At 38.9% G+C, this 22,707-nt stretch carries 22 protein-coding genes and 1 other RNA gene; 12 read left to right on the top strand and 11 right to left on the bottom strand.

The genetic code is table 11. The features are described from left to right. Positions 1 to 29: 29 nt before the first annotated feature. A complete protein-coding gene (locus tag H5126_RS07100) occupies positions 30 to 1,382 on the bottom strand; it encodes a Do family serine endopeptidase (RefSeq protein WP_024606350.1) in 1,353 nt (450 codons plus the stop codon). A gap of 129 nt (positions 1,383 to 1,511) precedes the next feature. Further along, positions 1,512 to 1,955 (bottom strand): YhcB family protein, encoded by a 444-nt coding sequence (locus H5126_RS07095; protein ID WP_002957957.1) that lies wholly within the window; start codon positions 1,953 to 1,955, stop codon positions 1,512 to 1,514. Between the two features lie 134 nt (positions 1,956 to 2,089). Between H5126_RS07095 and zapE the strand changes: the two genes are divergently transcribed. The 8 genes from zapE to H5126_RS07055 all read left to right on the top strand — a co-directional run bounded on the left by zapE (position 2,090) and on the right by H5126_RS07055 (position 8,617). Next, on the top strand, positions 2,090 to 3,178 hold the full coding sequence (gene zapE / locus H5126_RS07090; RefSeq protein ID WP_002957958.1) for a cell division protein ZapE: 1,089 nt from the start codon (positions 2,090 to 2,092) through the stop codon (positions 3,176 to 3,178). Between the two features lie 282 nt (positions 3,179 to 3,460). Then, complete coding sequence (rplM, locus tag H5126_RS07085) at positions 3,461 to 3,889, top strand: 50S ribosomal protein L13 (protein WP_002957960.1); 429 nt, start codon at positions 3,461 to 3,463, stop codon at positions 3,887 to 3,889. An 8-nt stretch (positions 3,890 to 3,897) separates the two neighbouring features. Next, positions 3,898 to 4,290 (top strand): 30S ribosomal protein S9, encoded by a 393-nt coding sequence (gene rpsI, locus H5126_RS07080; RefSeq protein ID WP_024595789.1) that lies wholly within the window; start codon positions 3,898 to 3,900, stop codon positions 4,288 to 4,290. Positions 4,291 to 4,871: 581 nt separating this feature from the next. After that, positions 4,872 to 5,462, top strand: coding sequence for a ubiquinol-cytochrome c reductase iron-sulfur subunit (petA, locus tag H5126_RS07075; RefSeq protein WP_002957962.1), 591 nt, complete (start codon positions 4,872 to 4,874; stop codon positions 5,460 to 5,462). Continuing rightward, entirely contained in the window at positions 5,462 to 6,727 is a 1,266-nt protein-coding gene (locus tag H5126_RS07070) for a cytochrome b N-terminal domain-containing protein (RefSeq protein ID WP_002957963.1), read from the top strand. Before petA ends, H5126_RS07070 begins: the two co-directional genes overlap by 1 nt. Continuing rightward, a complete protein-coding gene (locus H5126_RS07065) occupies positions 6,724 to 7,473 on the top strand; it encodes a cytochrome c1 (RefSeq protein WP_182719893.1) in 750 nt (249 codons plus the stop codon). The genes H5126_RS07070 and H5126_RS07065 overlap by 4 nt, the downstream gene beginning before the upstream one ends. Before the next feature lie 80 nt (positions 7,474 to 7,553). Then, a complete protein-coding gene (gene sspA, locus H5126_RS07060) occupies positions 7,554 to 8,180 on the top strand; it encodes a stringent starvation protein SspA (RefSeq protein WP_002957965.1) in 627 nt (208 codons plus the stop codon). After that, the gene (locus H5126_RS07055) at positions 8,180 to 8,617 is read left to right on the top strand and encodes a ClpXP protease specificity-enhancing factor (RefSeq protein ID WP_002957966.1); all 438 of its coding nucleotides are present in this window, start codon (positions 8,180 to 8,182) and stop codon (positions 8,615 to 8,617) included. The genes sspA and H5126_RS07055 overlap by 1 nt, the downstream gene beginning before the upstream one ends. A gap of 60 nt (positions 8,618 to 8,677) precedes the next feature. On the opposite strand, the gene dolP is transcribed toward H5126_RS07055, so the two are convergent. Genes dolP through H5126_RS07035 form a run of 4 tightly spaced genes read right to left on the bottom strand, consistent with a single transcriptional unit; the run spans position 8,678 to position 12,136 of the window. Further along, complete coding sequence (dolP, locus tag H5126_RS07050; RefSeq protein ID WP_002957967.1) at positions 8,678 to 9,244, bottom strand: division/outer membrane stress-associated lipid-binding lipoprotein; 567 nt, start codon at positions 9,242 to 9,244, stop codon at positions 8,678 to 8,680. Further along, entirely contained in the window at positions 9,237 to 9,830 is a 594-nt protein-coding gene (locus H5126_RS07045) for an SIS domain-containing protein (protein ID WP_002957968.1), read from the bottom strand. The genes dolP and H5126_RS07045 overlap by 8 nt, the downstream gene beginning before the upstream one ends. A gap of 32 nt (positions 9,831 to 9,862) precedes the next feature. Further along, complete coding sequence (locus H5126_RS07040; protein WP_149602130.1) at positions 9,863 to 10,234, bottom strand: YraN family protein; 372 nt, start codon at positions 10,232 to 10,234, stop codon at positions 9,863 to 9,865. 24 nt (positions 10,235 to 10,258) lie between these two features. After that, positions 10,259 to 12,136, bottom strand: coding sequence for a penicillin-binding protein activator (locus H5126_RS07035; RefSeq protein WP_002957971.1), 1,878 nt, complete (start codon positions 12,134 to 12,136; stop codon positions 10,259 to 10,261). Positions 12,137 to 12,197: 61 nt separating this feature from the next. Between H5126_RS07035 and rsmI the strand changes: the two genes are divergently transcribed. Then, entirely contained in the window at positions 12,198 to 13,055 is an 858-nt protein-coding gene (rsmI, locus tag H5126_RS07030) for a 16S rRNA (cytidine(1402)-2'-O)-methyltransferase (RefSeq protein ID WP_024595588.1), read from the top strand. A 41-nt stretch (positions 13,056 to 13,096) separates the two neighbouring features. Next, positions 13,097 to 13,474, top strand: an RNA gene (gene rnpB, locus H5126_RS07025) — RNase P RNA component class A. A 268-nt stretch (positions 13,475 to 13,742) separates the two neighbouring features. On the opposite strand, the gene H5126_RS07020 is transcribed toward rnpB, so the two are convergent. Continuing rightward, entirely contained in the window at positions 13,743 to 14,891 is a 1,149-nt protein-coding gene (locus H5126_RS07020) for a lipase family protein (protein ID WP_154903852.1), read from the bottom strand. 32 nt (positions 14,892 to 14,923) lie between these two features. Then, positions 14,924 to 15,454: a DUF6795 domain-containing protein gene (locus tag H5126_RS07015; RefSeq protein WP_154903853.1), complete on the bottom strand. Its 531-nt coding sequence runs from the start codon at positions 15,452 to 15,454 to the stop codon at positions 14,924 to 14,926. A gap of 320 nt (positions 15,455 to 15,774) precedes the next feature. On the opposite strand from H5126_RS07015, the gene H5126_RS07010 reads away from it, so the two are divergent. Continuing rightward, positions 15,775 to 16,113 carry a transposase gene (locus tag H5126_RS07010; RefSeq protein ID WP_259412804.1) on the top strand — a complete coding sequence of 113 codons (339 nt, stop codon included), beginning with the start codon at positions 15,775 to 15,777 and terminating at the stop codon, positions 16,111 to 16,113. 280 nt (positions 16,114 to 16,393) lie between these two features. Here H5126_RS07010 and H5126_RS07005 read toward each other — a convergent pair whose 3' ends face one another. Beyond that, complete coding sequence (locus H5126_RS07005) at positions 16,394 to 17,473, bottom strand: mechanosensitive ion channel family protein (RefSeq protein WP_182719892.1); 1,080 nt, start codon at positions 17,471 to 17,473, stop codon at positions 16,394 to 16,396. Between the two features lie 127 nt (positions 17,474 to 17,600). Here H5126_RS07005 and H5126_RS07000 point away from each other — a divergent pair, with 127 nt between their 5' ends. Beyond that, positions 17,601 to 18,554: a YihY/virulence factor BrkB family protein gene (locus H5126_RS07000; protein ID WP_182670939.1), complete on the top strand. Its 954-nt coding sequence runs from the start codon at positions 17,601 to 17,603 to the stop codon at positions 18,552 to 18,554. A 3-nt stretch (positions 18,555 to 18,557) separates the two neighbouring features. Here H5126_RS07000 and H5126_RS06995 read toward each other — a convergent pair whose 3' ends face one another. Both H5126_RS06995 and H5126_RS06990 read right to left on the bottom strand, forming a co-directional pair. Beyond that, entirely contained in the window at positions 18,558 to 19,442 is an 885-nt protein-coding gene (locus tag H5126_RS06995; RefSeq protein ID WP_182719891.1) for a LysR family transcriptional regulator, read from the bottom strand. An 88-nt stretch (positions 19,443 to 19,530) separates the two neighbouring features. Then, positions 19,531 to 22,635: an EAL domain-containing protein gene (locus H5126_RS06990; RefSeq protein WP_182719890.1), complete on the bottom strand. Its 3,105-nt coding sequence runs from the start codon at positions 22,633 to 22,635 to the stop codon at positions 19,531 to 19,533. Between the last annotated feature and the right edge of the window lie 72 nt (positions 22,636 to 22,707).

Raw genomic sequence — 22,707 nt, 5'->3', positions numbered from 1 at the left:
TATTTTTATTACATTAATAGTGCTATTTATTACTGAATTAAAATAAATATAGACTCACGACCACGTTGCACGCCAAGTACGATATTACCTTTAGTGTTTTCGATAATCTTATTCATATCACGGATAGTCTCTACTCTTTGGCGATTCACTTGCATAATAATATCACCTTCTTCAAGGCCAACACGGGCAGAAGGTGAGCGAGGGTCTACAGACGTAACCTCAACACCTTTATTACTATTTTTTTGCACGTTTTCAAGTGTCGCGCCTTGGAACGCAGGATGCAGCTCTTCGCCAGTCGCTGTAACACCTGATGCACCATCAAGAGTTACTTTTACCGTTTTAATTTTACCATCGCGGTAAATACCAAGTTTTATTTCGCGGCCTTCACCTAGCGTAGCAATTTTGCTGCGTAGTTCATGGAAACCACTAATATCACCGCCATTAATGCTAACAATTACGTCACCTGCTTTTATACCTGCTTTACTTGCAGCAGTGTCGTCCATTACTTGCATTACATAAGCACCTTGTTTAACGTCAAGTTGCTGCGCTTTAGCAAGGCCTGCATCAAGTGGGCGGCCAGAAATACCCAGCGAACCTCGGCGTACTTCACCGTGTTCAACAATTTGATCAACTAAGTTTTTCATCATGTTTGATGGAATGGCAAAACCAATACCCACGTTACCGCCAGAAGCACCTAAAATCGCAGTGTTAATACCAATCAATTCACCGTTTAAGTTAACTAATGCACCACCAGAGTTGCCTTGGTTAATAGCAGCATCGGTTTGAATGAAATCTTCGTAGCCCTCAATATTTAAACCACTACGACCAAGAGCACTAACAATACCAGATGTAACTGTGTGGCTAAGTCCAAATGGGTTACCAATAGCAACAGCAAAGTCGCCCACTCGTAAACTGTCTGAATTTGCGAGTTTTATTTCAGTTAAGTCATCAGCGTCTATTTGTAAAAGAGCGATGTCTGATTCTGTATCAGTACCAATTTTAGTTGCTTCAAATTCACGGCCATCTTCGAGGGTTACTACCATTTTTTCGGCATCTTGGATTACGTGATTATTAGTGACTACATAACCCTCATCAGCATCAATAATCACCCCAGAGCCTAATCCACTAAATTGACGCTTTTGACTGCGAGGCTGTTGCTGTCCAAAAAAGTATTCAAGCGGATCTGCACGGCGGCGTACTTCTTTTGAGCCTGAAACTTGGATACTTACAACACCTGGAGATATTTTCTCTAGCATGGGGGCAAGAGTTGGTAGTTGTTGACCATTTACTGCAATTGGCATTTTTGCATAAGACGCTACTGGGCTCATTAACAAGCTTGTAGATAAAATAGCTGCGCTGATAAGTGATAATTTCATTTTCATAGTCAGGGGTAACTCCACTTAAGATAAAGCAAAACAAAAAGGGCTACTTTACAGCAGCCCTTTTCGGTTTATTTAGATAAAACAACAAAGCTGTTATATCTAAAGACTATGGGGTCAAAAAAAAGTTCATCAAGATGCTTTAGAATGTTCTGAAACTTTATTTTGACCAGCAAATAAACCTGATTCACCTGATACATAATCAGCTGGTTGTGCTGCGGCTGTAGAACGATCGCATTGACGCTCTTTTAATGAAGCCTGCAGTTGTTCTGTTGTTTCTTTTGAAAAGAATGGTTCAGCTGGTGCTTTATTTCTATCTTCTAGAAGAAGCTGGTTTGTTTCTTCAACGTGACTAAGCAGTTGATCATAGTTTTCTTTCATTTTATTTACGAGCTTACCAGTATTCGCTAAATGATCAGCTACATCTTGGCGATACTGCTCTAACGCATTTTCAGCTTGCTCTGCTTGCTCTTTTAATTCATCTTGTTTGAACTGTTTTTTAGTAACAAATGCGCCAATAAAAAATGCTACAACAGCAACAATAACAATCAAACCTACCCACATAACTGTGCCCATAAAAACTACCCCTTTGGGAAAATAACTAACGAATGCCGATTCAATTATAAATCATACTAAGTGTAATATACCCCGAGTTATGATGCGTGTTAATATGCTTTGCAAATTAAACTGTGTTTTAACTGTAAATAGATATGACTCCTTGGCAAACATACCAACAAGACTTGAAGCGAGATGACTTTGTACACGACGCAGCACAAGAAAATGCTGTGCGCCATTTACAACGTCTATACGATGACCTAACTCAGACAAAGCCAAAACAAAAAGGCTTTTTTGCTAAGCTATTTAGTAAAGAAGAACCTGCGCCTGTAAAAGGTTTGTACTTTTGGGGGGGAGTAGGGCGTGGTAAAACTTATTTAGTTGACACTTTTTACGAATCATTACCGGGCACACGTAAAATGCGTGTGCACTTTCATCGATTTATGCACCGAGTGCATAACGAGCTTAAAAAGCTAAATAATACGGCTAATCCATTAGAAAAAATTGCTGACACTTTTAAAGCAGAAACAGACATTATTTGCTTTGATGAGTTTTTTGTACAAGACATTACTGATGCCATGCTATTAGGTGGCTTAATGGAAGCGCTATTTGCACGGGGCATAGTACTTGTAGCAACCTCTAATATAGTGCCAGATGAACTTTACAGAAATGGCTTACAGCGAGCGCGTTTTATGCCAGCTATTGAGCTTGTTAAAAAAAATACCGAGATAGTTAATGTAGATTCAGGTATCGATTATCGCTTACGTACTTTAGAGCAAGCTGAAATTTTTCATAGTCCGTTAGATGAAGATGCGGATAAAAACCTATTTGAGTACTTCGATAAGTTATCGCCAGAGCCAGGGCAATTAGATGAGCCGATAGAGATCGAAGGGCGAAAAATCAAAACGCGTAAAGTAGCTAAATGCGTTGTGATGTTTGAGTTTAGTGAATTGTGCGAAACAGCACGTAGCCAGGTCGATTACATGGAGATTAGCCGCTTATACAATACGGTGATTATTTCTAACGTAAAACAGCTAGGTCAAACTAATGATGATGCTGCTAGACGTTTTATTGCTTTAGTGGATGAATTTTACGAGCGCCATGTAACTTTAATTATATCGGCTGAAAAACCTATTACCGAACTTTATACCCAAGGTAATTTAAATTTTGAATTTAAGCGTTGTATTAGTCGTTTACAAGAAATGCAATCCTTAGAATATTTAGCTAGAGAGCATTTAGTTTAAATAAGTAAGTAAATGTGTAATAGGGCAACTATAAAAAAGAGGTACATATATAGTACTTCTTATTTCTGAAATTTCTTGTGGAAAAAACAACCGGCGAGTAGCAATGTGTTTTAAGTGCTGGTATACTCCCGCGTCTGCCACGTTGCGTTCTATGTCCTCATATAGTCTAGCCACTTGTGAGCGGCGCAAAAGTCTAAAACTCGAAGGGGTTATAGCAAACTTAGAGCAGTAGTTAATATTAACTACTTGTGGTTTTAATTGAAAAACATTGGATTTTTATAAATGAAAACGTTTGTTGCTAAACCAGAAACAGTAAAACGTGACTGGTACGTAGTTGACGCTGAAGGTAAAACTTTAGGTCGCATCGCTACTGAAATCGCTCACCGCCTACGCGGTAAGCATAAAGCTGAATACACTCCTCACGTAGATACTGGTGATTACATCATCGTTATCAACGCTGAAAAAGTTACTGTAACTGGTAACAAATTCAAAGATAAAGTGTACTACGCTCACTCTGGTTTTCCAGGTGGCCTTAAGTCTACTACTTTTGATAAACTTCAAGCTGCAAAGCCTGAAATGATCATCGAGAAAGCTGTAAAAGGCATGTTGCCACGTGGTCCTTTAGGCCGCGCTATGTACCGTAAACTTAAAGTTTACGCAGGTACTGAGCATAACCATGCTGCACAACAGCCTCAGGTTCTAGACATTTAAGGAGCACCATCATGGCAAATCAATACTACGGTACAGGTCGTCGTAAAAGTTCAAGTGCTCGCGTATTCTTACGCCCAGGCACTGGTAACATCGTAATCAACAAACGCTCTCTAGAAGAGTATTTTGGTCGCGAAACAGCACGCATGGTTGTTCATCAAGCTCTTGAGCTAGTTGATATGACTGAAAAATTTGACCTTTACATCACCGTTTCTGGTGGTGGTACAACTGGTCAAGCTGGTGCTATCCGTCACGGTATCACTCGTGCACTTATGGAGTTTGACGAGTCACTACGTCCACAACTTCGTAAAGCAGGTTTTGTTACACGTGATGCACGTAAAGTTGAACGTAAGAAAGTGGGTCTTAAGAAAGCGCGTAAGCGTCCACAGTTCTCAAAACGTTAATCTATACGTTATCAAGAATTCAAAAACCCAGCTTATGCTGGGTTTTTTGTTTTCAAATCAAAAAGTTTACATTTGCTACTTAATTTAAATTTGTTTATAGCGGTCGCCATACTTGGTATTGCTGTAATTAATGATGATCAAATTTATTAATAACTGCGTATTAATCGAACGAAAGTTAAAAAACACTCAGATAGCTGCAAAAAAGTTAAATAATTATCGTAATTAGTTTAAATCCATCAGTTAATTGGTGGAATTTTTTGCTACAATTGGCGTGGAAGTAAAATGAGTGAGTTTAACGACACTATGTACAGTTTTTACTGTTTCCTCTTAGTGGTGTTGATCTCGGTCAGTATATTGTTTTTACAGAAGCGTTATTATAGTCGTTCGGCTTTATTCTCGAGCTAGCTTAATCAAATTTTTGATCAAGTCAGGTTTATTCGAGCATGGGGCTTTGAATAACCTTGTTTTAATCAAGGGTTTTAATTATGATCGCTTCTATTTTAAAAATTTCGAATAATTAACCTGCTGTAACTGATGTTCTCAATATAGCAAGTGTTGAGAATCATAGTGGAGATAAGTGGATGAGCAATGCGCCTGTAGACAATGGCCGACGTCGCTTTTTAACCATAGCTACCTCTGTTGTAGGTGGTGTTGGTGCGGCTGGGGCTGCTGTTCCTTTTATTGCGTCTTGGAATCCAAGTGAGCGAGCTAAATCTGCGGGTGCGCCTGTAGAAGTAGATATCAGCAAACTTGAGCCTGGACAATTAATACGTGTCGAGTGGCGTGGTAAACCTGTATGGGTTGTATCACGTACCCCAAAAATGCTTGAGCAGATGAAAGAACATGAAGGTCAACTTCGTGATCCGCAATCGCAAGAGCCACAACAATTAGAATCATCAACAAATGATTACCGTTCATTACGTCCAGAAATATTTTTGGCTGTAGGTATTTGTACGCATTTAGGATGTTCACCAGGCTTTTTACAAGGTAATTTTGGTGAGAAAGTAGAAGGGACTGATGACGGTTTCTACTGCCCGTGCCACGGTTCTAAATTTGATATGGCTGGTCGAGTATTTCAATCGGTACCTGCACCATTAAACTTAGAAATACCACCTTATACTTTTCTAGATGACACCACTATTTTAGTGGGCGAAGAAAGAGGGGTAGCCTAATGTTTGGTAAGATTATTGGTTGGATAGACGACCGAATCCCAATGACACGTGTTTGGAACATGCACATTGCACAGTATCCAGCACCTAAAAACTTTAACTTCTGGTACTTTTTTGGCTCACTAGCCATGTTAGTACTAGTAAACCAAATCCTAACAGGTATTTGGTTAACGATGAACTTTGTTCCGTCTGCTGAAGGTGCTTTTGCCTCGGTAGAGTACATCATGCGTGATGTAGAATATGGCTGGTTACTACGTTACTTGCACTCAACAGGTGCATCAGCGTTTTTCATCGTTGTATATATGCATATGTTCCGTGGCATGATCTACGGTTCTTACCAAAAACCGCGTGAATTACTGTGGTTATTTGGTATGTTCATTTTCTTAGCGCTAATGGCTGAAGCATTCATGGGATACTTATTACCATGGGGCCAAATGTCGTTCTGGGGCGCACAAGTAATCATTTCATTATTCGGTGCTATTCCGGTTATTGGTGATGACTTAACACTTTGGATCCGTGGTGACTACGTAATATCAGGTGCAACGCTTAATCGCTTCTTTGCATTACATGTAATTGCACTACCACTGGTTATTGTAATCTTAGTTTTCTTACACATTGTTGCTCTACACGAAGTGGGTTCAAATAACCCTGAAGGTATTGAGATTAAACGTAAGAAAGGCTCAGTAGCTGAAGAAGATAAGCCTAAATTTAAATTCCACGAGTATTACACTAACAAAAAAGACATTGTTGATGCGATACCGTTCCACCCTTACTACACAGTTAAAGATATTGTGGGTGTGGTTGGTTTCTTAATACTGTTTTGTTGGGTTGTGTTCTTTATGCCGGCGATGAATGGCTTCTTTTTAGAAGGTCCAAACTTCGAGGCAGCTAACCCACTTAAAACACCTGAGCATATTTTCCCGGTTTGGTACTTTACGCCATTCTATGCAATCTTACGTGCAATCCCTGATAAGTTAATCGGTGTTGCGGCGATGGGTGCATCGATTGTAGTACTTGCATTACTACCTTGGATAGACCGTGGTAGAGTTAAATCGGTTCGTTACCGTTGTGGTTTCCATAAATGGAACATTGCAGGCTTTGTTGTAACTTTCGTTCTTCTTGGTTGGGTGGGTGCAACTCCACAAACTGATATGAAAACGATTATTTCTCAAATCTGTACTGTGACTTACTTTATGTTCTTCGTACTGTTGTTTGTATACAGTAAGAACGAAAAAACTAAGCCATTGCCAGAGAGGTTAACGAAATGATGAAGAAGCTTATTATTGGTTTATTTGCTTTATCAGTAAACTTGTTGCCTAACATGGTTATGGCAGCAGGTCCGTCGGTTCCTTTAATGGAAGCGAATAACGACCTTACTGATCAACCATCTTTACAACGCGGTGCAAAGTTGTTCATGAACTACTGTCTTGGTTGTCACCAAATGCAGTATCAACGTTATGAGCGTACTTTTCGTGATATCGGTATCCCAACAGAAGTTGGTTTAGAGCAGTTAATTTTTGACGGCTCTAAAGTAGGTGGCCATATCACCAACGCAATTACAAAAGACGATGCAGCAAAATGGTTTGGTGCGGCTCCGCCGGATTTAACTCTAATTGCACGTGTAAAATCACCAGATTATATTTACACGTACCTAAAATCGTTTTATAAAGATGAATCTCGCCCGTTTGGAGTTAACAATATTGTTTTTCCATCGGTAGGTATGCCTCATGTTCTTCAAGAACTACAAGGTTTACCAACGCCTATCACTAAAGAAGTAGAAGAACATGGCCACACTGTGACCAAAGTTATTGCTACTGAAACTGATGGTACGGGTGAATTAAGCGTAGATGAATACGACCAAGCGGCTCGTGATTTAACAAACTTCCTTGAGTACGTGGGTGAACCTTCACGTCTTGAATCGGAAGCGCTAGGTATTAAGGTAATAGGATTCTTAATAATTCTATTTATCTTGGCATTTATGCTTAAGAAAGAATACTGGAGAGATGTTCATTAAGTTGAACATTTTTAAAGGTAATTTTGCAATAGGGGCTTAAGCCCCTTTTGCTGTTTTAGTTATTTAATGGAGGTATAGGCATGGCCGTAGCTGCCAATAAGCGCCCTGTAATGACCCTTTTTTCTGGTGCTAACTGTATGTATAGCCACCAAGTACGTATTGTACTTGCGGAAAAAGGTGTAAGTGTAGATATTCATTTGGCTGAAAAAGATAACTTGCCAGAAGCACTTCACGAAATTAACCCTTACGGCACAGTGCCAACACTGATTGACCGTGAGCTTGGTTTATACCAGGCAAACATCATCATGGAATACCTTGATGAGCGTTTTCCTCATCCTCCACTAATGCCTGTTTACCCGGTAATGCGTGGTCGTAGTCGCTTAATGATGCATCGTATTGATACTGACTGGTACAGCCTAGCTGATAAAATCAGTAACAACACGTCAGATGCTGCTCAAGCTCGTAAAGAGCTAACAGAAGCATTACTTGCTGTAGCACCTATTTTTAGCGAAGCACCTTACTTTATGAGTGAAGAGTTTAGCTTAGTAGACTGTTATTTAGCTCCACTATTATGGCGTTTACCAGAGTTTGGTATTGAGCTTAATGGTGCAGGTTCTAAAGAGCTTAAAGAGTACATGATCCGTTTATTTGAACGTGAGTCATTCCAAGCCTCTTTAACTGAAGCTGAGCGTGAGATCCGTTTATAATGACGCCTAATCGTCCTTATTTATTACGTGCTTTTTTTGATTGGATAGTCGATAACGAGTGTACACCGCATTTAGTGGTAGACGCTGGGTTTGCAAATGTACAAGTGCCAACACAGTTTGTTCAAGATGGACAAATTGTTTTAAACATAAGTCCATCAGCGGTCACACAGTTTTCGTTAGACTTAACCCAACTTAGCTTCAATGCGCGCTTTGGTGGTCAGCCAATGCAAGTGTATGTGCCTCTAGGTGCTGTGCTTGCAATATACGCGCGTGAAAATGGCGAAGGAACAGTCTTTACTGCAGATGAGTTTTTAGAGGACGAAGACGATTTTGTGCCTGAGCTTGAAAGTGTTGATTCATCAGCTGAATTTATTGATGAAACACCACCAGAAAAGCCACAGAAGAAAAAAGGCTCTCATTTACGCGTTATTAAATAATAAGTAAATGCGAAAAAAAAACCGCTTAATAAGCGGTTTTTTTATGTCTGTATTTTGTGTTTACAAGTATTCAAATACTTTAATTACACGCTCTACGCCAGATACATTTCGGGCAATGTTTACAGCTTGAGTAGACTCAGAGTCAGATACTAAACCCATTAAAAATACTTCAGCGTTTTCAGTAACTACTTTAATGTTATTACTGCTAATGTCTTTTGCTGTTAGTAGCTGAGCTTTTACTTTAGAAGTTAACCAAGAGTCATGCGTTTGTGTAGTAATACCAATATTTGAGCCAATACGAATTTGGTTATGTATCTTACGAATACCTGAAACGCCCTCAATGGTACGCTGTGCTTCGTTTCTCATTTCTTCATTAGATACCTGGCCTACAAGTAAAACAATACCGTTAACGCTTACAGCGCTTATATTGGCAAATTTTTCAAGGCGTTCTACTTCGCTAAGTGCAATACTGGCTTTTATTTCAATATTGTTATCGTCAATCTGAGAGCCAATGGTACGGCGATCGTTCGCTGCAGTTACTGCACTGGCTGTACCTGCTACAACAGCAGCTGCGCAGCCTTGTAGTAATACAACAGTACCTAAAACAATAAGAGAGCGTTTAAACATAATTTTCATCCTGAGGGAAAAGCGTTAAATCAACCAGTTCGCTTAAACAATGTAAGTTAACTAAATGGGATTCGATAATGCGGCTAGGGCGTTTAGATGGAGATCTAATTTCAACATCGTTAGGGCCAAGTAGGCCAACCAACTCGCCACCATCATCACCAACCATAACTATGACCTTCATATCTTTAGTTAGTGCAGCTTCAACGGCAGAAATAACATGTTTTTCGTTACCGTTAATAGCCAGTACGAGCAATAAATCGCCTTGCTGAGCAAAAGCGCGGACTTGGCGAGCAAATGTATCGTGATCGTCTACCTGAGTACTTTGTCCAAGGTTAACGTTTTCTTGCGATAGAGCAATTGCCGGCAAACAAGGACGCTCGGTTTCATAGTGATTAACCAATACACCCGCCATGTGCTGGGCGAGCATGTGGCAATTAGCAGTACCGCAGCAAATGAGTTTATTTCCGTTGATCAGACTTTGTGCAATAGTAAATGCAGCTGACTCAAGCGCACTAGGTAGCACTTCACCAGCAGCGATTTGAACTTGAATGCTTTCTGTAAAAATTTCTTTAATTGTGTCTTGCATAGCCTACCAATAATTTATCTTTGTATTTGCGTTTAAAATACATTTTTAAGCCAATTAATATTAGGAGATGCTTCTCCTGTAATGGCTACATAATCAATTCTTAGTGCTTGGTTAGTTAAATTTTTAGCTGCTAAGTAATGATAAATACTACGTTTTAATCGAGCTTGTTTTTGTGGGCTAAGTGCATAGTTGGCACCGCCACGGGCATTATTTTTGCGAAACTTGACCTCAATGAATACAAGGGTATCGCCTTCTTTCATAATGACATCAAGCTCGCCAAAGGGGCAGTAATAATTACGTTCAATGGGTGTTAAGCCCTGAGTAACTAAGTATTTTTGCGCTTCAAGCTCATAATACAGGCCTTTTTCGCGACTATTGTGCCACAGCTCTTTAAACCACGACATGCCGCCCCCTTAACTTAATAAAGTTTAATTTATAGTTTGTATATCACCCGCTGATTGCATAAACAATGGTACCGGGCGTTGTGTTTCTAATTGCACAGGCTTAATGCGACGGTTTGTATATTGAGCCCAGTCGAGCATACGTTCTATATGGCCGCTGGTATTAACAGACAACTTACCACTTAAGCCACTATATTGATTGCCTGGCATTACGCTTAACTGTCTAATGTCATGTAATATTGATACTGCATCGTACGCCATTGCAAATAAGCGTTGGCTAATATCAATTTGCTCTGGCCATAGAGAGTTGTACTGCTGGCGTAAATTATGTTGTTTAATTTGTGAATCAAGCATCCACGGTAATTCAGTGAAGTATAGGCCGTCTAAGTCGCCTTTGTCTGTACTGTCAATTTGTTTACTATGACTTTTAGAGCTTGCATAAAGTGGAATGCGATCAGCAAATGTACTGACGTTTACATCAAGGTAAGGTTTAATTAAGCGAGTTTCTATTGCATCACCCAAAATATAAATAACGTCTATATCACTGCGTGAACGCGTTTCGTTTTCTACTTCTTGCTTAAATAATGCTTTAACTGTTTGTATGCGATCTTTTGACTTATCAACTTCTAATAAGCTGGTAATTGTGTTCGGCATATCTTTTTTATCGTTATAAAAACCGATTTGTGGCTTGGTTTCGCTGTAGCGTTGCCACTGTAGGTTAAAATAATCAACTAAACGTTGGCCATTTGCATTATTTGGCGCAAGCAGCATAGGCTTTTGATAGCCCTTAGTTAAAAAGTGTTCCAGAGCTTGTTGTACTTCGTGCTCAGGGTTTAATGCAAAGTAATAATGCTGAAGCGAAATGCGCTCACCATCAAAGGTGTTTAAATGCAGTACCGGAGTATCAATAAGAGTTTGTGCATTGGCTAGTTTATCAATATTTGCTTTAAGTAGAGGACCAATTACAAAATCAGGCTTTATTTCTTCAAGTTGCGCTGCGATTTCCTCAGTGCTTAGGTTTTCATCAATAAAAATAGTGTCGTTGATAGTTTGCGTATCAAGTGCAGCTAACACACCGGCTTTAAGCGCATCACCTAAGCGTTCGTTAGGGCCTGATTGTGGAAACAACACAACTAAACGCTCTATATTAATAGGGGCGAGCTCAGTAAGCATTTCGTCTTGTTCAGGTAATACAGAAAAAGCCGGATGCCCAATATAGCGCCTGCGCCAATTATTAATTGCTTGGTCTAGCTCCACGCCGCTACTTGCATATACTTGATAGTATAGACCAAGGTTTACCCAGCCTTGCTGGATAACCGAACCACGGTTAAAACGTTCAAGCGCATATGAAGAGAGCTGTTTTAAGTTATCCCACAAATTTTGATTGAGCTGAGGGATTTCTATATTGTTTTTTGTGGCTGTTTCAGAAGCTCTAAAGAAATAGGGGGCAGCTTTTTTAGGAAAGTTTTGCGATGCATAAATACTGGCTGTTAAAAACTGATGCCATGCAAAATGCTCAGGTTGAGTCAGTTGTCCGTCTAGCGATTGCAAAATCACCAAAGCTTGATCATTCTTATTCTGTTGTTTTTGTGCAAATGCAATATAAAGACGGTTTTGGATTTGATCAACACTTGCGGTTAATTCAAGCTCATTACCAATTTTCTCTAACAAAGGCCAGTTTTGCTCACTAATTGCAGCATCACGGGCGCTATACAATAACTGTATTTTATCGGCACCTTGGCGGTTTTGCGCCAATTGGTAGATAGATTGCGCACTGGTTGCCTGATTTTGCAGTGCATTAGTGCGGTTACTTACGTTATCGCTGTTTTTAGTTGGTTTTTCGGTTGTGCTACACGCCGATAACCCTGACAATATAATTAATAGACTAACTAGTTTAAGTCGCACAATGATTTCCCAATACGTTAACGCGATTTGCTTATATTACTGACTGACGCAGGAGACCTCAATGTTAAATGAGGAGAATTCACAGAAAATTGGCACTCTTTACATTGTTGCCACCCCAATTGGCAATTATGACGACTTAAGTCACCGTGCCATTGCGACATTATCGCAAGTTGACTTAATAGCTGCTGAAGACACTCGCCATACTGGCAAGCTACTTAGCCACTTTGGAATTAAGGCAAAAACGTTTGCATTACACGACCACAACGAAAAGCAAAAAGCACAACAAATTATTGATCAACTTAATCAAGGTTTAAATATTGCTTTAGTATCTGACGCTGGTACGCCACTAATTAGTGATCCAGGCTACGCTGTGGTAAATCTATGTCGCGAACAAGGTGCTCATGTTACACCTGTTCCAGGTGCATGTGCTGCAATTACAGCCGTATGTTGTTCAGGCTTACCAACCGACCGTTTTCAGTTTATTGGTTTTACGCCAGCTAAAAGCAAAGCTCGCCAAGACTTTTTTACCGAAGCTGTTAACTCAGGTATCACCAGTATAATGTACGAAAGTACGCACCGTATTATGGCAAGCCTTGATGATTTAGCACTAGCCCTTGGTGATGAGCAGCAAGTTGTATTTGCTAAAGAGCTAACCAAAACCTTTGAAACATTTTTTAATGGTAGTGTAAGTGAGCTTAAACAGTTTTTAACTGATGATCCTACCAAGCAGCGCGGCGAAATAGTGCTTATGCTTGCGGGTAAACCAAAGCAAATAGACGATGTTCCGCCAGAAGCGCGCAAAATGCTGGCACTTCTTGAGAGTGAAATGCCAATGAAAAAAGCCTGTGGCGTTGTAGCCGAATACTTTGGTATGAAGAAAAACGCTTTATATAAAACAATTATTGAAGAAAAAGAGTAAATTTTACTGCGCTTGTTATTAGCCTCATGTATACTGCGCGCCGAGTCAGCCAAGATGATCGCTGCCTGTGACGAAAATGATCAGGGGGAGGAAAGTCCGGGCTCCATAGGGCAGAGTGCCAGCTAACGGCTGGGGGGCGTGAGCCCACGACAAGTGCAGCAGAGAGGAGACCGCCAATCTCGATTGGTAAGGGTGAAAGGGTGCGGTAAGAGCGCACCGGGCCGCTAGTAATAGTCGGTTGCAAGGTAAACTCCACTCGGAGCAAGACCAAATAGGGTTCTATCATTTTAAATAATGAACGCGTGGCCCACGTGAGAACCGGGTAGGTTGCTTGAGCCATAGAGCGATTTATGGCCTAGACGAATGATTATCACTTTCTTCGGAAAGGACAAAACCCGGCTTACCGGCTGACTCACTCATTCAATTAAAAAGCCCGCAGTTAACGCTGCGGGCTTTTTTGTGCTTGTAAATTAAGGCAAGTAATTAGTTTTTGGCTATCTGTTTGCAGTACTCGTTAGAATTTCAACAAAGAGTGATAACCGGGCAGTGAGAAATTATGATGTATGAAGTCAAGATTTGGCCCCGTTGGCTTTTGCACATTGGCTTTTGTTAAATTTCACATAACACTAACAGCTTTACTTGTTAATAAAAAACCGCCATTTGGCGGTTTTTTTGTATAATTTCATTTTAGGAAGGTTTTGCTAATGCTATCGCTTCACCCGCAAGTGCGAAAATATTTTTAAGCATTAATTGTAAAATATGTCTAATCGAAGCGTAAGTAAAAGAAATTACCTTAAATGGATAGCCACAGAATGTTAGTATGTGCCCTAAAATCCCTTTTATATCTTTGGTACAGTTTTTAGAGAAGTCAATGCTATCAGCTAATGCTTTAGCTATCTGATCGTACACTGTGAGAGCGTTCGATAAATGATTTTGTATCGCATATAGCTTACCAGTATCACGTAAATGAGTTATTAAAGCTGCACCAATTTTCCTAGCCCATTTAGACGTGCGGCTACATTCGAGCCGTCTATCATAATCAAGCCTTACCTCTTCTTGAATTCGTTTTTCCATTCCTTTGTTGATAGCAGAGTAACTTTTGAAGTTGCTTGCTGTATGTAAATATCCTGGCGTCTCATTAGTCATACTATGTGCTTTTGGAGTAATAGTGGCAGCACCGTGTAAAATATATTCTTGTTCAGTATGCATAAATGGCCACACAGGCACTAAAGGAACTGGATCTGCGGCATGTACGCAACGATAGATGTTGTTATCTGTTGCGGACTCTGTTTTTACAGCAAAGCTATTATAACCAACGCGCGGCGCACCAAAAGTATATAATTTTACATTGGCACCGAAACGTTGCTTTAGCCAGTTAGCAGCTAAGTTTGCTAAAGCCCCACCTAAACTATGACCTACAACATGAATGTTTAACTTTTTCTTAGTGCTTTTTTTAAAGTATAGTTCTAACTGATTTTTGAAAGAGTTAAATGTATGGTTAAAGCCTGCATGTACAGGTTGATTATTACTACAAGTACTTAAACCACAATGTAAATCAGTGACAACATCACGAACTTTAGCCGTGCCTCGTAAAGCTAAAACATAATCATCTTCATATGCTCCTTTCTTACCCTTTGCAATGCAGCCAAAATTGGTCGAGTGGTTAAAAACTCGTTCGAGAATAGAACCACTTACACCTTTTATAGATTCTGATTCGAATGAAAATAAAGAGCTAATTCTTTCAAAATATGGATTAGCTCTCAAGCCTCTTTTGTCAAGGCTTTCGTATGAGATAGCTGCAAAATTAGCAGCTATTGCAGGGCTTAAAACATTCATTAATATTTCCTTATAATTTAGTTTTTGATTTATTAATTATTATCCGTTTCAATTTCTGAAAGGTCAAAATAAGCATTTTGTTCCACTACTTCAAAATCATCAGACCAACGACAAATACTTAAAGCCTCAAATTTATAGCCTTCAGTTTTCTTATTCTGAAATTTAAAAAGAACCTTTCCATTAGAGATGTCGGCTATTAATTGCCTTAACTTTCTTGCATATTCCTCTCGATATTTAACGCCTGATAATCTAGAACCCCAAAGGCAATATTCTTCATTATTGTAGGATAGATAAATAGCTTGAGAAGTGAAAATCTCAGCAAGTGGGACTGCTGGTTGATTAGAACGGATATTAATTTCAGGTAATGAGAAGCCCCCATTATTATCTGTGTAAGTGAAATCTTCAACACTTTTACCATCAGAAAAATTCAATACTCTCTCTATTTTTACATTCGATAAAGGTTTGCCTTTTTCACTAGCTTGGCCTTTTACCTCAGGGCACAAGTGCACTTTGTAAGCACCAATATGATTACCAAACTTTTTAAGTGTTGTTAAAAATGACATAAACAAGAAGCCTTAAAAATAGGCTGTGAATTTGTTGTGGGGAGGCTACATGATTCCCTTGCAAACTTTAATATTCACATGCCTTTGTAAATAGATCTCATATGATAAACAAGCTTATATAAAATACAATAGTTAAAACTTAAGATGTATAGATAAAGCGAAAGATGAAGCTGGGCGCGAAGAAAATGACTTTGAGCTAAGGTCATTAATATAAAGGTAGGAGGGTATTAACTGCTTTTTAGCGATTCGGCAGGGTCAAATCTTACCTTCATACATCAATGATCTAGATTTATAGTTTATTGCTCATTGAGTTTATTATTATGGCTAGACCACTACGAATAGAGTATGAAAATGTGTTTTATCATGTGATGAATCGCGGAAGAGGGCGTGAAAACACCTTTTTGAGTGATGACGATTCTAAGCATTTTTTATACTGCATTGAGGAAGCCAGTTTTCGTTTTAATATTGAAGTGCATTCGTATTATTTAATGACCGATCATTACCACCTACTAATAAAAATCCCTGATGCAAACATGGGCAGAGCCATGAAACATATTAATGGTCTCTATACGCAATATTCTAATAGAACACGTAATACAGATGGTGAACTGTTTAGAGGTCGATACAAGGCGGTGTTGGTGGATTGTAGTAGTAACTAGACCAGACTAGCTGTGGGCATCTGACCAATGAAGTAAATTTAAATCCAGAGAAAAAAGAAGCAATGCGGGCGGCATAAAATTTTATTTGATGCGACAACTAACTTGAAAAACTCCGCAAACAAAGGGCAAAAGTCGATTAATATCCTATAAAGCCTTTTGCCTTTTCATAAGATACTTCCTAACCAGCGTTAATATATATTAGCGTTGATTACTTATTTTGCTTATTGGGTCGAGAGTATTAATATTGAGCTAAATACTAATATATACAACTTCAGCATTATTAAATAATATTTTTACCTTGTTCTGGGTCTCTTGATTGCTCTGCTTGTTCACGTATTTCGTCGGTATCACTGCTCACATCATCAAGTGTTTTAGTTTGATCAACTGTTTCACTTTTTTCGCTTTGCACTTGCGATGGTTGTTTTTCCTCTAAATTAGAAACATTTTCACTAGGGTCGGTGAGTATAATTCTTTCTCGTGCATCATCAGGCATGCTGATGTTTTGTTTTGTGAACTCATTGACTAATTCGCGCATAAGCTGGGAAGCTACTTTTAATGGACTGTGTTGCTCGCTATTAACCCAAAAATACAAAACGAAGTTAATAGTAGATGAGCCTAAGTTTTTTATTAAAACCTGCGCAGGTGGATCGCTAAGCACCGCATTTTGTTGATTGGCAATAGCTAGGGCAAGAGTTTGTGCGCTGCGTATATCGTTATCATAGCCAATACCAATTTCTACTTTTCCGCGCATTTTTGGATTGGCAGTCAGGTTTTTAATAGTATTTTTATATACCGTCGCATTGGGTATTTGAATATGATTGCCATCGTAATCAACAAGTGTGGTTGCTCTTGCGGTTACTTTTTTAACAACGCCTAAACGATTGTCTACTTCAATTACATCGTCGATTTTAAAAGGCCTTTGTATGCTCAGTAATAAACTAGCGATAAAGTTCTCAGCTATGTCTCTAAAGGCAAAACCTAATATAAGTCCTATTAGTCCCGTGCCACTCATAATGGCAACAGCAAACTCGGTAAGCCCTGCTAAACGCAGGAATAAGTAAACGCCAAATAAAATAATCAAAGTGCTTATACTACGCCTTACAACTAGATGAACTAGTTTACTGTCAGTCATGTAGTCAATAGGCTTTATAAGCAATCGAGAAAGTGGCCCTGCAATTAAATAGCTTAATGCTAAAAGTATTATACCGAGTAATAGTGTGGGTAATATTTGCGCTGTTGCATGAAGTAATTGCACAGCTTGTTCATGAAAAAACTGCCACGTAAACACATCGCCTTGAAAACTTTGCGTGCTGGGAGGCGTATTGTTTAAAGCTATAATGTTTGATTGGCTACTAGGCATGGCTTATCGTCCGTGTTTGGTTTTTATAATCGCTAATATTAGGTAACAGCAAGTTTAGTAGCAAATACTTTATTTAACTTGGCAAACATTTTGCTGTAGTAATGTAATACAAATATTGAGGTTTAGAATGAAAGAAGCTAAACGAGGACAGCAAGCTGAGCAGCCTGGTCATATCCCTTTTATAGGTTGGTGGGATATTGTTAAGCGCATTTTTAAGCAAATGAGTGAAGATAACTTATCTATAGTGGCAGCGGGTGTGGCATTTTATGCGTTACTTGCTATTTTTCCGGCCATTGCGGCGATGGTATCTGTGTATGCGTACTTTTCATCCCCCGCAGATATTAGTGATCATTTAAGTAAAATAGTTACTTTGCTCCCACCAAGTACCAGTGAACTAATTTTATCTCAGGTTTCTAGCCTTGCAAAAACATCAAGTGCAAGCTTGAGCTTAAGTGCAATCGGTACGCTTATACTTACTATTTGGAGTAGTTCTAAGGGCAGCCAAGCACTTATTACTGCGTGTAATATTAGTTATCGTGAATATGAAAAGCGTTCATTTTTTAAAGCTCAATTAGTACGCTTTTTATTTTCGGTAGGGGCGATTGTTGTCGCAATTTTTGCGTTATTAATTATTGGTATTTTACCTATTGTACTTAATTTAGTGGGACTAAAAGAAAGTATAGATTTATTAATTAAACTCATCTCTTGGCCATTATTAGCTTTTACCTTTAATTTTGCATTGGTACTTTTATATCGTTATGCCCCACATCGTAAACCGGCCAAATGGCGTTGGATCACGATGGGTTCGTCTATTGCTACTGTACTTTGGATTTTGGCATCTATAGGTTTTTCTTTTTATGTGTCGCGTTTTTCTAGTTACAACGAAACTTACGGCTCACTAGGTGGTGTAGTGATCATGTTGATGTGGTTGTATATCAGCGCTTATATAATCACATTAGGTGCTGTTATTAATGCAGCTACTGAGCAGCAAACAGGTAAAGACAGTACTATAGGCCCAGCTAAAGAGCGTGGGCAGCGAGGCGCCTATGTGGCAGATCACCTCGATGTAAAAAACGAATAGCTATTAGCTAAAGTTAGTGAGAGCTATAAGCTGCTCTTTAAACTCTTGTGCTGCAGGACCAAGCCTGTCGTTGTCGTTGCACATTAAATATAAATTAAGGGTACGGGTTGTACCTTGGTCTAAATTAAGTGGGATGAGCGTTTTATCTTCAATTAAATGTGCTATTTGTGTTTTTGGCAGCCAAGCGTAACCCAAATTTTGACTAACCATATCAATAGAGTTGCGTAAATGGCTGACTGTCCAGCGCATATCAGCACCTAACCAGCCATCATTGTGACTGGTGTGGGTTGCTGAGTCGCGAACTACTATTTGCCGGTGTAGCTTTAAATCGCGAAAGTTGAGTTGTTCAGTTTGTTGGTGTAATACATGGTCTTTATGCGCAACGGCTATAAACTCTATATCGCATAACGTACTGCAACTAATTCCATAGATAGGAATTGATGAAATGGCTAAATCAACCACTGAGTTATGTAGTAATTCGTTTGCACCGGTTAGCACGCTTTCTACTAAATCAATCTTTAAAAGCGGGTAAAGTTCACTCGTTTTAGCAAGTCCCTGGTATAAAATGGTGTGTGGTAAAACTTCATCAACAGCTATTTTTAATGTGCTTTCTACGCCTTCGCTTAGTGTGCTCGCTACCGATTCTATTTTAGTTGCTTCTTCAATTAAAAATTCAGCTCTGCGTAAAATTAGTTTACCGCTATCGGTTAAAAATGCTTTACGACCTTTTACTTCAAGCAACTTAATTTGCAAGGCGGCTTCAAGTTTTTGAACAGCATGGTGTACGGTTGACTGACTTTTATGTACAGCCGCACTTGCGCCTGCAAATCCGCCGTGATCCACAACCGCTTTAAACATTCGCCATTGCTCTAATGTTGCTTTTGCCATTTTTAAATCCTGTTACTACTTATATCTGATTGCTTAACTTGACCGCGCAGACGCATTATTTATTGCGTAACAGTAATTTTTTGTTTATTTATTTTAATAAAGCGACTTTTTTATCAGCTAGAAGTGCCATAAAACTGCTTTTATTTAAAGGTCTTGAAAATAAATAACCTTGTCCGTAATCACATCCGGCTTCAAGTAATAGCTGCATTTGTAATTTAGTTTCAATTCCTTCGGCGATTACTTTTAAGCCCAGTTGATGCGCCATAACAATTATTGCTTCACACAGTGCAAGTTCTTGACTGCCTACTTGGATATTATCAACAAAACGTTTATCTATTTTTAAATAGTCGGTATCCATTTCTTGTAAGTAAGCGAGTGACGAATATCCTGTACCAAAATCATCAAGGGCAAGCTGCATACCTGATTTTACTATTTCTTTTAAGCGACGTTGCGTTAATGCTTCGGGGTTAATCATTAGGCCTTCAGTTATTTCTGCCACAATTGAGGATGCAGGTAATTTTGCAGCTTTTAGCATATCGTACCATTCATCTATACCACTCTCTGGCGTGGATAACTGCACTGGCGACACGTTTACACTTATTTGAAAAGTGTCATCGGTTAGGGTTTTTATATCGTTAAGCGTTTGCAAGGTTTGAGCAAATACAAATTGGCCAATTGCATTTATTTGCCTAGTTTCTTCAGCAAGAGGAATAAATGCGACAGGGCTAATTAGGCCTTTTTCGGGATGTTGCCAACGAATAAGTGCTTCAGCTTTATGAATATGTAAATCATTCAAAGCAACAATGGGCTGATAAAACAACTCAAACTGTTCAAGTTCAATGGCACTTCGTAAGTCTTTTAATAGCACCATGCGCGCGTGTGCATATTCGCGCATGTCAGCAGAGAAAAATTCAAAACAGTTACGACCATTACTTTTTGCTTTATACATAGCCTGATCGGCTGCCTTTAAAAGTTGTTCAGTATTTTCACCATCATTAGGGGCGCATGCTATGCCCATGCTGGCGCTAATAAATAACTCTTCGTTTTCAAGATGCAAAGCCGACGATAGGCTAAGCAAAATATTACTGGCAATTTGATTAATATGACGCGTACTTTTTATACGATTAAACACAATAACAAACTCATCACCACCAATACGTGCCACAAACTCAGCATTTTTTGCCGACTGGACTATACGCTGAGATACGAGTTTTAATAAGTTATCACCATAGTGATGGCCTAATGTGTCATTAATATCTTTAAAGTGATCTATATCTAAAAGCATGACAACCAATTGATTGTCGGGAGTAACAATGTTTGAAAATCGTTGATTTAATCGCTCCTTTAACTCTAAACGATTTGGTAAGTCAGTTAGGTGATCATAGTGAGCTTGTCGCCAAATTGTTTCATCGGCTTGTTTTTTCTCAGTGAGGTCTGTAAATATCGCGATTCGACGAATAGGTGCGTTGTTTGTATCATAAACCGTATCGATTGTGAGCCACTCAGAGTATAGCTGCCCGTTCTTTTTACGGTTAATAACCTCGCCTTGCCAGCGGCCTGTTTGCTGTAATTCAGACCACATTTTATTGTAAAAATTCTTATCATGTTTTCCTGATGAAAGAATTGAAGAGGAGCGCCCAATAACTTCTTCTTTACTATATAAAGTCGTTTTGCAAAACGCAGGGTTTACATCAAATATTATACCCGCTGGATCGGTGATTGCCATGCCTTCACTACTGTTGTTATACACTAGCGAGGCAAGGTGGAGTGCTTCTTCATTTATTTTTCGTTGTGTTATATCTCTTAGCACAACAACGTATTCATTTTTACTTTGCATTGCACTAATACGTGCTTCAAAGCTGCGTTTAGGATCTGATTTTTCGAGTGTGAATTCTAAATTGCTCGAAACATCAAGTTTAGATAACTGCGATAACAAAAGCTGCACATTGTTGTGAGAAAGTATTGATGATAAATGAGGTACTACAGTGCTGTTAGGATTTACTTGAGGCTTAAACTGCCCTGTTATGTTGAGAATATCGCCATGGATGTTAATTCTAACGTAGCTATCGGGCAGAGTATTAAGCAAGCTAGTAAGCTCATCGTGCTTGTTTTTTAAATTAGCCTCGGCGGTTAACCTAGTTTGCGCCATTGATTTAAAACGCTGATAGAGAGTATTGAGCTCTGGATTATTTGGCTGTATTTTTTGTGACGGCATTTCGCCCTTGGCCAATACGTTTGTTGCATTTGTTAGATTATTAATTGGGTCGATAATGCTGGTTTTAAGCAGCTTACGTGCAATTAAACATAGCACTAGCAGTGATAAAATAAACACACCAATCGCTATAAAAAAATTATTATTTATTTGCTTTAAAGCATGCGTAATAGGAAGTGCAATATGTATATTTAAGCTGTTATTACTCGGATCTTTATAAATAATAGAGTGATGAAGCATTCGATCTTCACCCTCAATAGATTTTATTTTTGTTGATGACTCATTATCAATCGAAGAATCAGTTGCTAATAAAGTCTTTGCAATATTATCGCCAAGGGCTGCAGTTGTTGGTGGGTAACGCGCTAAAATTTTTCCATTAGAATCAGCGATTGCAGCAATAGAGCCAGTCGGCAGTTCAATATTATTAAAAGCATTGTTCCACCAGTCAAGCGCAACAACGATAACTACAACGCCCTGAATTACATTTTTTTTATTAATGATAGGCAACGCAAAGTTAAGGGTGTTTTTTTGCAAGTTTCTATCGTGCTGAAAATAACCTACCGACAATTGGTTACTTTTTAAGGCATTTTGAAAATACGCACGATCTGCAATACTTATTGTTTTGGTTAATCCGCTTGTTGTACACATAACAATGCCATTTGGATCTATAATCCCGATATTGGCAACATGGGCATAAATAGCTCTAAATTGATTAAAATAATTAGGGCAGGACGTTGCTATATTTTCTTTCTTACTTTCCTCTTTAGCCAAATAACGCGCTAAACGGTCAATATCATCGACTAAGTGCTTTTGCTGTAAAATTAACTGCTTAGCAATGTTTTCTACTTTTTTTTCACTTTGCTCAATAGAGTGGTGGCGTTCAAGCAGCAGAGTAAAAATAATTACAGCGGTGCCCGGAATACTTAGCAATATAAGCAAACGATAAAGCTGATGTTTGAGAGAATAAGTAAAAATAACCATTCCTTAGTTTCGTATTTTGCAATAACAATTGTAGCCAAATTCACTCCAAATAACCATAGTAATTATAAGGTT

The organism is Pseudoalteromonas sp. SG45-3 (assembly GCF_014164075.1).
GTDB lineage: Bacteria > Pseudomonadota > Gammaproteobacteria > Enterobacterales > Alteromonadaceae > Pseudoalteromonas > Pseudoalteromonas distincta.
The sequence above is the reverse complement of the archived record's forward strand: the minus strand, read 5'-3'. Positions and strand labels throughout refer to the sequence as shown.

Excerpts from the sequence above, each read along its gene's own strand:
- H5126_RS07100 (WP_024606350.1), bottom strand. The coding sequence starts at position 1,382 with ATGAAAATGAAATTATCACTTATCAGCGCAGCTATTTTATCTACAAGC.
- H5126_RS07095 (WP_002957957.1), bottom strand. The coding sequence starts at position 1,955 with ATGGGCACAGTTATGTGGGTAGGTTTGATTGTTATTGTTGCTGTTGTA.
- zapE (WP_002957958.1), top strand. The coding sequence starts at position 2,090 with ATGACTCCTTGGCAAACATACCAACAAGACTTGAAGCGAGATGACTTT.
- rplM (WP_002957960.1), top strand. The coding sequence starts at position 3,461 with ATGAAAACGTTTGTTGCTAAACCAGAAACAGTAAAACGTGACTGGTAC.
- petA (WP_002957962.1), top strand. The coding sequence starts at position 4,872 with ATGAGCAATGCGCCTGTAGACAATGGCCGACGTCGCTTTTTAACCATA.
- H5126_RS07070 (WP_002957963.1), top strand. The coding sequence starts at position 5,462 with ATGTTTGGTAAGATTATTGGTTGGATAGACGACCGAATCCCAATGACA.
- H5126_RS07065 (WP_182719893.1), top strand. The coding sequence starts at position 6,724 with ATGATGAAGAAGCTTATTATTGGTTTATTTGCTTTATCAGTAAACTTG.
- sspA (WP_002957965.1), top strand. The coding sequence starts at position 7,554 with ATGGCCGTAGCTGCCAATAAGCGCCCTGTAATGACCCTTTTTTCTGGT.
- H5126_RS07055 (WP_002957966.1), top strand. The coding sequence starts at position 8,180 with ATGACGCCTAATCGTCCTTATTTATTACGTGCTTTTTTTGATTGGATA.
- dolP (WP_002957967.1), bottom strand. The coding sequence starts at position 9,244 with ATGTTTAAACGCTCTCTTATTGTTTTAGGTACTGTTGTATTACTACAA.
- H5126_RS07045 (WP_002957968.1), bottom strand. The coding sequence starts at position 9,830 with ATGCAAGACACAATTAAAGAAATTTTTACAGAAAGCATTCAAGTTCAA.
- H5126_RS07040 (WP_149602130.1), bottom strand. The coding sequence starts at position 10,234 with ATGTCGTGGTTTAAAGAGCTGTGGCACAATAGTCGCGAAAAAGGCCTG.
- rsmI (WP_024595588.1), top strand. The coding sequence starts at position 12,198 with ATGTTAAATGAGGAGAATTCACAGAAAATTGGCACTCTTTACATTGTT.
- H5126_RS07020 (WP_154903852.1), bottom strand. The coding sequence starts at position 14,891 with ATGAATGTTTTAAGCCCTGCAATAGCTGCTAATTTTGCAGCTATCTCA.
- H5126_RS07015 (WP_154903853.1), bottom strand. The coding sequence starts at position 15,454 with ATGTCATTTTTAACAACACTTAAAAAGTTTGGTAATCATATTGGTGCT.
- H5126_RS07010 (WP_259412804.1), top strand. The coding sequence starts at position 15,775 with ATGGCTAGACCACTACGAATAGAGTATGAAAATGTGTTTTATCATGTG.
- H5126_RS07005 (WP_182719892.1), bottom strand. The coding sequence starts at position 17,473 with ATGCCTAGTAGCCAATCAAACATTATAGCTTTAAACAATACGCCTCCC.
- H5126_RS07000 (WP_182670939.1), top strand. The coding sequence starts at position 17,601 with ATGAAAGAAGCTAAACGAGGACAGCAAGCTGAGCAGCCTGGTCATATC.
- H5126_RS06995 (WP_182719891.1), bottom strand. The coding sequence starts at position 19,442 with ATGGCAAAAGCAACATTAGAGCAATGGCGAATGTTTAAAGCGGTTGTG.
- H5126_RS06990 (WP_182719890.1), bottom strand. The coding sequence starts at position 22,635 with ATGGTTATTTTTACTTATTCTCTCAAACATCAGCTTTATCGTTTGCTT.